Source organism: Oxobacter pfennigii (assembly GCF_001317355.1).
In the GTDB taxonomy this organism is placed as follows: Bacteria; Bacillota; Clostridia; order Clostridiales; family Oxobacteraceae; genus Oxobacter; species Oxobacter pfennigii.
The window spans coordinates 202,874-216,396 of sequence record NZ_LKET01000021.1 but is presented as its reverse complement, the minus strand read 5'-3'; the positions used below and the strand labels follow the sequence as shown (position 1 = coordinate 216,396).

11 protein-coding genes are annotated in these 13,523 nt (G+C 37.6%); 3 read left to right on the top strand and 8 right to left on the bottom strand.

All coding sequences use genetic code 11. From position 1 onward, the window contains the following. Positions 1-187: 187 nt before the first annotated feature. From OXPF_RS04155 to trhA, 7 genes are all read right to left on the bottom strand, one after another. Positions 188-2,458, bottom strand: coding sequence for a S41 family peptidase (locus OXPF_RS04155; RefSeq protein ID WP_054873946.1), 2,271 nt, complete (start codon positions 2,456-2,458; stop codon positions 188-190). A gap of 194 nt (positions 2,459-2,652) precedes the next feature. Further along, positions 2,653-3,294, bottom strand: a complete 642-nt coding sequence (locus OXPF_RS04150; protein WP_054873945.1) for an amino acid ABC transporter permease — start codon at positions 3,292-3,294, stop codon at positions 2,653-2,655. Beyond that, entirely contained in the window at positions 3,291-3,962 is a 672-nt protein-coding gene (locus OXPF_RS04145) for an amino acid ABC transporter permease (protein WP_054873944.1), read from the bottom strand. Before OXPF_RS04145 ends, OXPF_RS04150 begins: the two co-directional genes overlap by 4 nt. Then, entirely contained in the window at positions 3,962-4,780 is an 819-nt protein-coding gene (locus OXPF_RS04140) for a transporter substrate-binding domain-containing protein (protein WP_054873943.1), read from the bottom strand. Before OXPF_RS04140 ends, OXPF_RS04145 begins: the two co-directional genes overlap by 1 nt. 27 nt (positions 4,781-4,807) lie before the next feature. Beyond that, positions 4,808-5,536, bottom strand: a complete 729-nt coding sequence (locus tag OXPF_RS04135) for an amino acid ABC transporter ATP-binding protein (RefSeq protein WP_054874121.1) — start codon at positions 5,534-5,536, stop codon at positions 4,808-4,810. Between the two features lie 386 nt (positions 5,537-5,922). Beyond that, positions 5,923-7,368, bottom strand: a complete 1,446-nt coding sequence (cls, locus tag OXPF_RS04130; protein ID WP_054873942.1) for a cardiolipin synthase — start codon at positions 7,366-7,368, stop codon at positions 5,923-5,925. Positions 7,369-7,457: 89 nt separating this feature from the next. Then, positions 7,458-8,096, bottom strand: coding sequence for a PAQR family membrane homeostasis protein TrhA (trhA, locus tag OXPF_RS04125; RefSeq protein ID WP_054873941.1), 639 nt, complete (start codon positions 8,094-8,096; stop codon positions 7,458-7,460). A gap of 286 nt (positions 8,097-8,382) precedes the next feature. Here trhA and OXPF_RS04120 point away from each other — a divergent pair, with 286 nt between their 5' ends. Both OXPF_RS04120 and OXPF_RS04115 read left to right on the top strand, forming a co-directional pair. Then, positions 8,383-9,693 (top strand): MerR family transcriptional regulator, encoded by a 1,311-nt coding sequence (locus OXPF_RS04120; RefSeq protein ID WP_054873940.1) that lies wholly within the window; start codon positions 8,383-8,385, stop codon positions 9,691-9,693. A 222-nt stretch (positions 9,694-9,915) separates the two neighbouring features. Then, on the top strand, positions 9,916-11,694 hold the full coding sequence (locus OXPF_RS04115) for an FAD-dependent oxidoreductase (protein WP_242854313.1): 1,779 nt from the start codon (positions 9,916-9,918) through the stop codon (positions 11,692-11,694). Positions 11,695-11,812: 118 nt separating this feature from the next. Here OXPF_RS04115 and OXPF_RS04110 read toward each other — a convergent pair whose 3' ends face one another. Then, positions 11,813-12,571, bottom strand: a complete 759-nt coding sequence (locus OXPF_RS04110; RefSeq protein ID WP_054873939.1) for an SDR family oxidoreductase — start codon at positions 12,569-12,571, stop codon at positions 11,813-11,815. Between the two features lie 349 nt (positions 12,572-12,920). On the opposite strand from OXPF_RS04110, the gene OXPF_RS04105 reads away from it, so the two are divergent. Further along, entirely contained in the window at positions 12,921-13,517 is a 597-nt protein-coding gene (locus OXPF_RS04105) for a TetR/AcrR family transcriptional regulator (RefSeq protein WP_054873938.1), read from the top strand. The last annotated feature ends 6 nt before the right edge of the window (positions 13,518-13,523 follow it).

Genomic DNA, 13,523 nt, shown 5'->3' with positions numbered 1-13,523 from the left:
AGAAGATATAATAAGCATAATGACAGGCGATATGATTTTTGAGGGGGGAAACTTTCAAGTGTATTATGAAAATATAAAAATCATTATTGCACCAACTATCGATTATGGTTGACGTCATAATGATTTTATATTTTTCATTATCTTTTTTATAATCAACTCACAGAGCCTTTTTAAGCCGCTTAATAATTTACTCAATCCATTTGGGATTGTAACCTTCGCATACTTTATAACTTATATTCTTTTCAATATCCCAGGCCATAATAACCTGACACTTAAGAGTAATATCATGGAAAGAATAAAGTATTGTCTTATTATCCGGTGATGCATTATAATATGCCCATTTAACTTCAATGGGTGCACTGTCGGGAAGTTTTGGCACCGCTTCATACTTATTTATTTCTTTTATATTTCCGTCATTAATATTTACAAGATAATATAAATTTTTTGATGAATCTTCATAATAGGTTCTTGCAATGCATAAGGTATTATTACTAAACCACTTTTCTATTACCGCCCCGTATTCCCCTGTTCCCTTCATAAGCTCTTTATAGGTGTTATCTGAAGGATGGTATAGCCCTGAAGAATAAGTTTCACCATCCATAACTGGGGTATATTCATCACTGAACTCCCATAGTGATAATGCAAGTACATCTTGTCCGGGAGCCCATTTGAATTCTCTTGTTCCTTCTCTTAAATCCATGGAACCTGAGGTTATGTCCAGCCATTTCATATTTTTAATATCATATATTCTTAAAAACCCCATTGGGCTGGTGCCATATTCAACTGCAAGATATCTTCCCGAGGGAGAAAAAGCCACCTCTCTGGCATGGGTATTAGTATCCAGCGCCTGCCTTTCTTTTGTTAAAACATCATATATATAAACGTTATTGTCGAAGAATTCCTCACCGCTATACCTTATATAGGCGATTTTATTATTTTTTATATCAATGTCATATTCACCTACCTTAAAGTCTATAAGGGCGCGTTTCTCCTTGTTTTCCTTTATGTCTCTTATAATCAGATATCCTGAATTATTTATATATGCAATTGTCCGGTTGCTGACAGCCTCTAATCGGATGATTTCACCTGCCGGATATTTGTTATATATAATACCCTCCTGTGTGTCCCTTTGTCTTCTTGCCTCGCCTATAAGCTCATAGGCCTTTTCCCTAACCATGTCCTTGCCTTCATTATTTTCTTGGGTGTCTATTATATAATGAGGTACTTCCCCGTCAAAGGGCCTTAAATCCGGCACATCGGCACTTATAAACTTCGTAGGATAACTAAACCTTATACCGGTATTCTTTAACCTAATTTCTTCAATATCATCCATGTAGGAATACAATAATCTTTCTTCACTTCCAATCAACGTCCTTATACCGTTATGCTTTAATAATGCGCAAAGCTGTGCGGCTGCAGATGTACAGCCTGGATCCGTAAGCGTATAAAGATTGCCGCTAAAGGCTTTTAAAGAAGGTTCAAGTGAAGTTTTAAGGTCATCAAAACCTGGTGTTTGCCGGGATAAATAAAGCAGAGGTTTATTTATAAGATAGGTCAGTAAATAAGCGGCATGGTATGGATTTCTTCCGCTGTTTCCTCTTAAATCAAGGATGAGATTATGGATATTTTTATCTTTTATATCCAGAAAAGATTTATCTATGGTATCTTTAAATTCATCTATATCCATATCAAAGGATTTAACTTTTAAAACCGCAAAGTCCATTTCCAGATGGATTTCAAAGATTATATCTTTGGTATCGTTATCAGCTCTGAACTTTTTTTCATCAAGAGCCTCCATATCCAATGCATTATAATATAAATACCTTACCTTGCCGCTTTGAGAATCCACAAAAGTTACTTCATATATGTCCGCATTTTCAATAAATTTATAATACAGATTATTAAAATCAGAATTTATAATGTAATTTTTATAGGGCATATTACCGTTATCCGAGGATATATTCTCTTTGAGCGTATCTAAAATATCACGGCTGTCCCTGCCGTTTATAGATAATATCCTTGCATGCTTATACATATAATTGTTGCCGTGATCAGAATAAATTCCATCACCGGTGGTGTACATATACAAAGGAAAGTATTTTTTATGGTAATACCTTTTATCTTCAAGCTCGGCTGAATAATTTAAGACTGTATTTCCGCAATTGAGCCTTGATACAATGGGAGCTAATACCTTGTAAAACTCATACTCCGTCATATTTTCATTTATTGCCTTATATTGAGCTTCAAATATTTTATTAATTTTTTCTTTATCTGTAAAATCCATTGGATGCCTTAACTTTACGGTCTCCTCAAACTCTTTAAAATCCTTCCTTAGCTCAGACACTTCAAATATTTTATTACCCCACTCATCCGCAGTTATCTCTTTGTCCCCGGTTACATCACTGCATGAAACAAGTAAAATCATTCCCGTCAAAAGAAGTAATATAAGCCTTTTCATATAATACACTCCTAAACGAGTTTTGTTTTCTTCCTGATTATACCATGTTACTCATATATTGTTTTAGTTATTTTATAAAGTTACAAAAAACAAAGTATGGGATGACTTTATGCCATCCCAGCAAGTGAGAAGTTGAATTGTAAAAAAAGAAGCCTGATATATTTATATTCAACAAATTCGATATTAGTCTAAGATTAATGTGCCAGTTTTTTCTGCTGATTTCTTGCCACTACGGATAGCAGATAATTAGGAACAAAATAAGTGATGGCAATCAAGCTGAATATGGCAAATATCTGAGGTGTGGAATTATACCGGCCGATAATTATCATTCCTTTTCCCGTCAGCTCTTCGGTACCAACCGCCCATACAAAGGATGTATCCTTCACAATAGTAATAAACTGTGAGACCATTGGCGGTATCATATTTTTTATAGCCTGAGGAAGCACTATATGAACAAGGGTCATCCAGTAATTAAAGCCCTGGGATCTGGCTGCCTCCCACTGTCCTTTATCTATGGAGTTTAATCCTCCCCTGACTATTTCAGCTATTATCGCCGTTGTAAATACCGATATGGCCAGAACCCCTGAATAAATGGGTTTTAATGGAGTCATAAACCTTGCCATAAGTATAAACAATAAAAGCGGAATGTTACGGATTATATCTATATAAACCGCACTTAATCTTGCAAATATTTTATGGCCGGAATATCTGGCCACCCCGAATATTACACCTGTTATAGTGCTTATAACTATGGACATTACCGCTATATACAACGTTGTAAGCAAACCCTGGCCTAAGAATCGGAAAACCTCAGGTTTAAAAAGCTCTCTAATCATGCCGATACCTCAGACTTTCTCTCAAGTTTTCGTGCATACCGCGCAAGAGGCAAACAAATGGAAAGATACAACAAGCCTGTTACAACATATGCCGGACCATAGTATATATTATTGCTGGCCCAGGAATCGGAACGATACATTAAATCTCCTCCTGCTACCATGGCCAAAACCGAAGTGTTTTTTACAAGGTTTACCGCCTGGTTGGTAAGGGGAGGAAACACCGTCTTCATGGCCTGGGGAAGTATTATATACCTCATAGTCTCCCAAAAACTAAAGCCCTGGGAATAGGCAGCCTCTGTCTGGCCTTTTGAAACTGCCTGTATACCGGCACGCACTACTTCGGCAACATAGGCCCCGTGGTACATTCCCAATCCCAGTACTCCAATTGTAAAAACCGGAAGCATAATCCCAATATGGGGAAGTCCGTGATACAGGAAAAATACCTGTATCACCAGAGGTGTATTTTGTATAAATTCAACATATACACGGTTAACCCCTTTTGCTGCCTTTAAGTGGGAGGTACCCAGCACACCGAATATGGTACCTATGACCAAAGCCAGTACCAGCGCCAATGCCGAAGAGATCAAAGTTACTGAAAATCCGTCTAAAAAGATGCGCCAATCTTTAAATAATGCCTGCCATTTAAACCATGCAAAAGGACTTACCACTATTTAATCTCCCACTTTTCGATGAGCTTGTCTAATTCTCCTGAGCTCTTCATTTCATTTATTGTATCGTTTATTAGTTTAGCCAATCCATCGTTGCCCTTCTTTGAGGCAATACCGTATTCCTGCGGTGCAAAACGGTCGGGAAGGATTGTAGTTGTATCGTCAAGATATCCAAAGAGTATGGCGCCATCTACTGAGAAACAATCAACACGTCCGGCATCAAGAGCTGATTTTATTTCAGGATAAGTTGCAAATTCCAAAAATTCAACTTTTATTCCTAACTTATCTGCTTCTGCCTGAACAGCTGCTTTACTTGTTGCACTCTGGGCAACACCTATTTTCTTGCCGTCTAGTCCTTTTAAATCGGTTATTCCGGATGATTTTTTAACCATTAAAGCTACGCCGTCTACGAAATAAGGATCCGAGAAGTTATAGCTTAATTTTCTTTCTTCAGTAATTGTGAATGTAGCAGCTACTAAATCAAGCTCGCCGCTGTCAAGAAGAGGTCCGCGTGTTTTAGCGGTTACACCGTCTACCTGTATTTTTGTTTCATCGCCAAATATTTTCTTTGCTATAGCCCTTACCAGGTCGATTTCAAAACCGTCCACTTCATTTGTTGCCTGGTCTCTGTAACCGAACTTAGGCACGTCCACCTTTACGCCGGCTTTAAGTACTCCCCTGTCCTTTATGGCCTTGATATCAGCCGGATCAGAAGCCGCAGCCTGTGTCGGCGTTGCAGTTCCTGAACCGGAACCGCCGCAGCCTACAACTCCTATAGCTAAAATAAGAGTCACTAAAATGGTTAATAGTTTTTTCATGTTACTCCCTCCTAAATTCTTTTTTAATTATGATCTTAATATTTTGCTTAAAAATAATTTTGCTCTATCGTGTTCGGGATTTGTAAAGAAATGCTCCGGAGAACCCTGCTCCAGTATTTCTCCTTCGTCCATAAAAATTACCCTGTCAGCCACCTGCTTTGCAAATCCCATCTCATGGGTTACTACCACCATGGTTATTCCTTCACCGGCCAACCCGGCCATAACGTCCAAAACCTCCTGTATCATCTCGGGGTCCAATGCTGATGTAGGCTCATCAAAGAGCATGATTTTGGGTCTCATATTCAATGCTCTGGCAATTGCTACCCTTTGCTGCTGACCGCCTGATAACTGTGATGGATATACATTAGCTTTATTTTTAAGACCTACCCTGTCAAGGTACATCATAGCCGATTCTTCAGCCTCTGACTTTGCCACACCCTTTAAAAGTATAGGGGCAAGAGTAAGGTTTTCTAAAACAGTTTTATGATGATATAAATTAAACTGCTGGAATACCATGCCTATGGATTGCCTTACCTTGTTTACAGGGGCTTTATGAGCTGTAATTTCCACTCCGTCTACTATTACCCTTCCTTTAGAAGGCTTTTCGAGATGGTTTATGCACCTAATCAAGGTGCTTTTCCCCGAACCGCTGGGACCTATTATTACAAGCTTTTCCCCTGTCCCTACAGTCAGGCTGACATCCTTTAATACATGCAAGTGCCCGAAATGCTTGTCTATACTTTCCATAATAATCATTTTTTCATCTGCTGCCATTTCATCACCGTCCTTTCTTAGGTATTGCTGCTCAAATCACAACTAAAATTTTGAATAAAGTAAAATGCTTCATTGCGGTTTATTTATTTAAGAAAACACAACAAATCTTTAAACCCTCTAAATTCCCTCAGTGTCTTCTATATGTTTTTTGCATACTATGTACAAACTGCAAGTTTTTATTATGCAACTTTCATTTTATAATAAATATGTCTATAGAGCAATAAGTAAATTTATATTCGCATAAATAAAAAAAGCCGCAAACACACCTTCAGGAATGTTTACGACCCCATTGCCGTAAATTCTTTATCCACTTACTTACTGTAAAGAATTATACTATTTTATACCAGCTATGTCAATTGCATTTGAAACTATAACAGCGAGGAAAACAGCCTTGCACAGGCCTCCAAGAATCTTTCAATTTTAGACACCTTTTCAAAATCCTCGTATGTCATTAGGGTGCTGTCTTTGATATCTTCGATCATGATTTTCTCCAGGGTAATTGTAGTTTCTTCATCATATATTACGGCATTGACTTCATAATTAAGTTCAAAGCTCCTTATGTCCATATTTGCTGTGCCGATGTTTGATATTCTGCTGTCGATTGTTATAACCTTGGAATGCAAAAATGCATTCTTGTTGTAAAAGTATATTTTTGCTCCATACCTTGCAATCTCCTGAAGATAAGTCCTGGATGCATATTTAACCGTTATATGGTCAGTATTGGCCGGGAAGAGTATGACAACTTCAATACCGCTTAATAGAGCTATTTTCAATGCCTCCATAATGCTTTCGGAAGGAATGAAATAAGGAGTAGCAATGAATATATGATGCTTTGCCATAGTTATCATTTTAAATATGCTCTGCATTATGGAAGGGAATTCCGAGTTAGGACCGCTTTTTACAAGCTGCATGGTTTTTCCAGATTTATTTTTAAATTCCGGGCAATACTTATCCTGATCCTCACCGCTTAAAATATCCAAATTCGTATTGTGCTTGACAGTCCAGTAATCATCCAGAAAAACTGCCTGTAATCCCAATACAAAATCACCTTTGACCATTATGTGTATATCCCGCCAATAGCCTAATCTTCCTTTGCCAAGATACTCATCTCCTATGTTAATGCCTCCGACAAACCCTACCTTTCCGTCAATTACGACTATTTTTCTGTGGTTTCTGTAATTTATCTGGGTGTTTATGGTTCGCAATATTGGAGCAAGGAAATATGAATATACCCCTACGTCCACCCCGGCCTCTTTTAGTTCTCTTATATATTTCTTTTTAAGCCTTATGGACCCTACCCTGTCCATTATAAACCTTATTTTTACTCCTTCTTTGGCCTTTTTTATTAATATATCCTTTATTTCACTTCCGATTTCATCGCTGCTCACGATATAGTATTCAAGGTGTATGTGATGCTCCGCCTTCAAAAGTTCCTCTTTTAAGCATTTAAACTTTTCATTTCCGTCTTTGAATATGGTTATATCATTTTGTACGAAAAGAGGAGATTCGCTGTTATTGATTAAAAGCTCCACAAGGGGCACCAATTCATCAGTTTCCATGCTTTTTATCATTTGCGGTATGTATTTTCCTGCATTATCGGAAGAACTATTACCCAGTATGTTTCTTTTTCGCTTCCAGTTTCTTCCCAAGAACAGATATAGAATGAGTCCCAGGGGAGGAAGTAAAATAAAAATTAAAATCCAGGCTATGGATTTTTCCGGTCTCTTCCTTTCAAGGGCTATCACCACAATTGAAACAATTGCATTTATGGCAAATAACACAGATATAACATTTAATTCAGTGAAGATATTCATTCTTCCACCTCTTAAGTAAATAATGGCTAATATAATTATTGACAACAACTATAGCATAAATATCCGAAGCCTGTCTCAATTTTAACTCATCATAAAATCAGGAATAATATAGTGAAAAAGTGGCATATACTTCCGCCCAGCACAAAAATATGCCATATGGCATGATGAAATTTCATTTTGCGCCATATATAAAATATGGTTCCTACGGTATATAACCCTCCGCCTACGGCAAGAAAAGCAGTACTTATAAAGGGCATAGACTGAATAAGAGGCTTTAATACAAATATTACCATCCATCCCATAAATATATATAAAAGAGTAGACAATATGACGAATTTTTTGACCCAAAATATTTTAAATACTATCCCTGCAATGCTTACACCCCAGACTATAGCGAAAACGGTCCAGCCGATAGGTCCGCGAAGTGAAATAAGGGCAAGGGGCGTGTATGTGCCGGCTATCAATAAATATATAGAACAGTGGTCGATTATTTCAAATATATCCTTGACCTTACCCTTAGGAAAGCTATGAAAAAGGGTAGATGACAAATAGAGGATCACAAGAGTTGCTCCATAAACAGCAAAGCTTACAATATGCCATGCGTCACCATAAAAGCATGCAAAGATAATCAAAACGGATAAGGCCGCAATAGCCAATCCCGCGCCTATTCCATGCAATATGGCATTTGTTATTTCTTCTGCCCCTGTAAAGTTTTCTATATTATCCATAGTTTTCACCAGCCTTCAAACCAATTACTTTTTTTAATTTTATATAATATTATTCTATATTATATAAATATTAAAATCTACTTTCCGGCTATCCAAATATACATGCAGAGTTAAAGCGTTATTATAATGATATATTTTTATCATTGTAATATGCGGTTAACTTCCATTGATTCATGTGATAAAATTATATCATATAAAGTTAAATTATTATCAAAATACAAATTTACATTTAAAGAAGACAGCTGGTATCCGCATTGTTGATTAATAAGATGAGGGGGAAAATCATATGAGAATTGGTGAATTTGCCCGGAAGCATGGCATTACTCAAGACACTATAAGGCATTATCTGGAGATGGGGCTTTTGGTGACTGAGAAAAACGGCGGCCACCTCAGATTTACTGAAGATGACAGCAAGGATATGGAAATGATAATTGAGTTAAAGCAATTGGATTTTTCACTGGCGGAAATCCGAAAAATATTAGGCTTTCAAAGGCTCTCAGGCCCTAAGACATACGAATACAGGAATCATTACCTTTCATTCCTGGAAGATAAGAATCGGCAAATTGCAAAAGAATTACGGAAATATACCAAGATGAGTTCCTATTTAAATAATAAGATCAAGGCATTTAAAATGGATGAAGCAAAAACGGCCAAAAGGCTGGGATTCCCTATGCCATCTATAGGCTTATTGAGGTGCCCCGATTGTAATGGGCCATTAAATTTATCTGACGGGACAATAGAAAAAAATATGATTACGGCTGCAAATGTTAATTGTAAATGCGGTTACAGCGCCGTCATTCAAAATGGCATATATGTGGATGAAAAGGCAGTAAGAAAAAGGACCATAAACGGTAAACCCATGCCATCCAAGAAAGAATATCTAGAAGCAGCTTCACCAAATTATATAAATTTTCTTTACAAAGGAATATCCATGATAATAGATAATATACAAAAATATGAGAAAGAACCCGGCTATATTATGGAATTGGAGGCCTGTGTAGGATTTTTTCTGATGCAGTATATAAAACATTTACCTAAGAATTCCACTTATATTCTTATCGATTATGATAAAGACAGGATAATTGATTTAAAAAGGAATTTAGAAGTTTATCATGAACATAAAAATTTTATTTTCTTGTGCTGTGATTATGATAGGCTGCCTCTTGCAAATTCCTGTATTGATATAATGATTGATTTTTGGATGACAAACAGTTTCGCCCGGTCAAATAATCAACTTATATTTGATATAGTACTGCCGTTTTTAAAGGAAGGAGGCCTTCTCACCGGAGCATTTCCTTTTCTTAATTCTAAATCCAAAGATTTTATAAGTATTGAACCGGAATTAAAAGATTATTTCAATAAGGACAGGATGATAGGAAAATTGGAGGCTTCCGGCATTGCAGAAATAGATTCAACGGATATAGGCCCGGTTTTCGAAAACAATCAATATAATTTGTATATTAAAGATAAGGAACTGTATCAGGAAATTTATAAAGGTCAAAAAAGAGATGTTTTAGCATCGAAGTCCATCGACATAAGGTCAAAACTTAAAAAAACGCAAGCTTTTAAAGCTGCATGCGGGCGCAAAACCATATGAAATTAAAATAAAAGCATTAAAACCTGGGGTTAACCCCAGGTTTTAATGCTTTTATCACTTAATAATCGACAATACAAACTTGACATGGTGATAACCCAAGGATATAAAATATGGATTGTAAAATATAGTTAGATATTTAACAAACAATATTAAATGTCAGGTAATTTCAGCAGCCCCGCTGCTGTTTATTGCACACAAAATATAACAAGGAGGAGATTTCTATTGAAAAAAATAAGAAAGATTTTGGTACTATTGCTTTGTACTGCATTATTATTGAGTATAGTTGGCTGCAGCAGCCAACCGGCAGGAAAATATAAAGCCGGCACGTATACTGCATCTGCAAAAGGCATTGGCGGAGATGTAAAGGTCTCAGTTGAATTTTCCGATAACGATATACTGGAAGTTAAAGTCCTGGAACACAAGGAAACACCGGGTATCAGTGACCAGGCAATTGAGAAAATTCCACAAAAGGTCGTGGCTGGACAAACGCTGGCCGTAGATTTGATAGCAGGAGCTTCTGTGACATCCAAAGCTCTCCTAGATGCCATAGAGGATTGTGCCAAGCAGGCCGGCGGAGATATCAATGCACTTAAAACGGCATCTCCTGCCAACAATACCGCCAAAACTGAAACCAAACTTACCTGCGACGTTGTCATAGTCGGCGGAGGAGGAACCGGTCTTGTTGCTGCGGCATCCGCCTATGAAAATGGGGCAAACGTTATATTAATTGAAAAACAGGCCTCTGTCGGGGGATCCACCGCCCTTTCAGGCGGGGGTATAGCTGCTACCGATACTCGTTTCCAGCGTGAAAAAGGCATCAAGGATACCAAGGAAGACTGGATGAACCTTTGGAAGGAAAGGCAAAACACCAGCAGCCCCGGCAGCAAGTATCCGGATTATAACCGTGTAAGCCAGTTTATGGACGAAGCCGTAAAGACAACGGAATGGCTGGTGGACTATGTACAGCACTTCTATGCAAGAATTGAAGGTTTTGGTCTTGATCCCGTTGCCAGGCTTCACTTTGCTGAAAACGGCGGCGCCGGTTTAATTAAAAATATTGAGAACTTTATACGCGGTAAGGGGGTAAAAATTATAACTGAAACCAGGGTAACCGAGCTTATTACTGATGAAAACGGCGATGTAACCGGAGTAATTGCAGAAGGCGCGGAAGGAAAGGTCACTGTAGATGCCAAAAAGGTAATCTTGGCTTCCGGTGGATTCGCAAGGAGCGAAGAACTTATGAAGCGCTTTGTGCCTGAATTATCAGATTATGTGGATTTAACAGCTGCAGCAGCAGGCAGCATGGGGGATGGCATAATGATGGCAGAAGCCGTCGGAGCAGAGCTATATGAAGATCCGTGGGTAATCGGCCTGGGTATGACAAGCCGTGTTCCGGAATTAAACGCAGCAAAAAATCCTTTTGACTGGGATTGGAGTAAAATATTAGTCAATAAAGAAGGAAAGCGTTTCATGAATGAAGAAGAGCATTATGCCGTTGTTACCAATAAAATTACCGAAGCCCTTCCTGTATGGATGATAGTTGACTCATCCAACAAGGATGTGGCAGCATTGCTGGCATCTGTAAAGACAAGCAGCGAATTCTCATCCGGCCAGACTATTGAAGAACTGGCAAAAGCCATGGGAGTACCCCCGGATAATCTTAAAGATACCATCGATACTTATAACAACGGCGCTGCTACAGGCAAGGATGAATTCGGAAAATCAAAAAATTTCATTATACCGGTAACAACTGCACCATTCTATGCAATAAAATATTATCCCAAGACCATGGGTACATTTGGCGGTGTCAAGACTAATGACAACTATCAGGTTCTCCGCAAAGACGGTTCTGTAATAAACAACCTGTATGCAGGCGGAGAGTGCGCTAACCGCGTTATGTACAATCAGGTTTACATGTCAGGCAGCGCAGTCCAATTTGCGCTTACAAGCGGACGTATAAGCGGCAAGCATGCTGCACTGGCCATAAAAGAGGGAAAATAAATAATTTGGTGAAAATCATATATTATAAAACACCTGCTAATTAAACCGGCAGGTGTTGATGTAAAGAGGAGATAGTGATGCCCTTAACTTCACTATCTCCTTTTTTATTAATTGGCTTTTAATATGCTGACCAGCCTGAATCAGCAACTAAGGTTATTCCATTTACAAAACTGGACTCATCCGATGCCAAAAATAATGCCACATTTGCAATTTCTTCCGGAGACCCGGACCTTGGATTGGCTGCCATACCAGCCGTAGCCCTTTCTATTCCAAAAGCACTGGGTTTGGTTATTCCGACACCTATCTCAGTATCTACACCGCCGGGACAAATAGCGTTGCATCTTATACCTTTTTTTGCATATTGAAATCCTATATTTTTAGTCAATCCGACCAGCCCAAACTTTGATGCCGTATATGCCGCTCCTGCTCTCGAACCCTGCAATCCTCCAATTGATGCCACGTTAATTATGTTGCCAGAGCCCTGAGTAAGCATAACGTTTATAGCCTTTCTGCAGGAATATAAGGGGCCAGTTAAATTTACACTGATTACTTTATCCCACATTTCATCGGTAACCTCTCCTGCAGGCATCATTTCATCCATAACGCCTGCATTGTTAACCAATATGTCTATTTTTCCAAGTTTTTCTACAGTAAAATCTATCATGTTTTCCATGTCTTCTTTTTTTGAAACATCGCCTTGAAAAGCAAGTATTGTACCTCCTGCCTCTTGTGCTTTCTGAGTAATTTCAGCCAATCTTTCTTTTCTCCTTGCTACTGCAACCACTGAAGCTCCTTCATTTGCAAAAAGAAGCGCTATTGCTCTTCCCATCCCTGAACTGGCTCCCGTTACAACTGCTACTTTACCTTTTAATCTCATGTTTACCACCCTCCGTAATAAATATGATTCTTTCAAATTAGGTTTGCCTATAAACTGAATAATATAAAACTTTTAATTTAGATCCTTATACCTGTCAATATCAGTATATATTTTACATACCACAGTATCTATAATAATAATAGCTTTTTTTGTTAATTATATATCATTATTAAAAGTATTTTTAATTATTGAAACAGCTATTCTAGTTTATGCATTTGACATATATTAATCCATAATATGTATTGAAAAACATGGAAGTATAGTTAATAATATAACATATAATCATTAACGTATTTGCCCCAGTCAAAAACAAAAATACAGCTTAAAAGATGGTGAAGGTGACATTTCTATGAATGAGCAGTTGACAAAACGCAAAATTCAAGCTGAAGGCACAAAACGTAGGATATATGAAACCTCCATATATCTTATAAAACAAAACGGATACAATAATGTATCCATTGATGAGATATGTATGAAGTGCGGAATTACAAAAGGTGCGTTTTACCACCATTTTAACTCCAAGGAAGACATTATAGTTGGTATAGGAACAGATATGAATTATGATATGCAGGATTACTATGAAAATATATTGTATGAAAAAGATAATATAAGCAAAATATTGGCTTTAACGAAATATTATTTTAAATTCATATCTGCTATTGGGCTTGATATTTCACGTCAGTTGAATAAAATCATAGTTGACGGTAAGCACGGCTATTTCATCTCCGGAGATAAAAATATTGAGAAAATACTATGGGATTCCATCATTGCCGGCCAAAAATCCGGAGAAATAAAGAAGCACCTTTCTGTTGAAAACATAACTTTTTTCATACACAGCCTTGTGCTGGGTATTTCAATGGATTGGTGTGCCAATGAAGGAGATTATGATATTGAAGAAAAAGGCTGCAAAGCTTTTTGTGAATTGATTTCTATAATCAAAGCATAAATTTTT

Bases quoted from the DNA above. Each gene is read 5' to 3' on its own strand.
- OXPF_RS04155 (WP_054873946.1), bottom strand. From the start codon at position 2,458: ATGAAAAGGCTTATATTACTTCTTTTGACGGGAATGATTTTACTTGTT.
- OXPF_RS04150 (WP_054873945.1), bottom strand. From the start codon at position 3,294: ATGATTAGAGAGCTTTTTAAACCTGAGGTTTTCCGATTCTTAGGCCAG.
- OXPF_RS04140 (WP_054873943.1), bottom strand. From the start codon at position 4,780: ATGAAAAAACTATTAACCATTTTAGTGACTCTTATTTTAGCTATAGGA.
- OXPF_RS04135 (WP_054874121.1), bottom strand. From the start codon at position 5,536: ATGATTATTATGGAAAGTATAGACAAGCATTTCGGGCACTTGCATGTA.
- cls (WP_054873942.1), bottom strand. From the start codon at position 7,368: ATGAATATCTTCACTGAATTAAATGTTATATCTGTGTTATTTGCCATA.
- trhA (WP_054873941.1), bottom strand. From the start codon at position 8,096: ATGGATAATATAGAAAACTTTACAGGGGCAGAAGAAATAACAAATGCC.
- OXPF_RS04120 (WP_054873940.1), top strand. From the start codon at position 8,383: ATGAGAATTGGTGAATTTGCCCGGAAGCATGGCATTACTCAAGACACT.
- OXPF_RS04110 (WP_054873939.1), bottom strand. From the start codon at position 12,571: ATGAGATTAAAAGGTAAAGTAGCAGTTGTAACGGGAGCCAGTTCAGGG.
- OXPF_RS04105 (WP_054873938.1), top strand. From the start codon at position 12,921: ATGAATGAGCAGTTGACAAAACGCAAAATTCAAGCTGAAGGCACAAAA.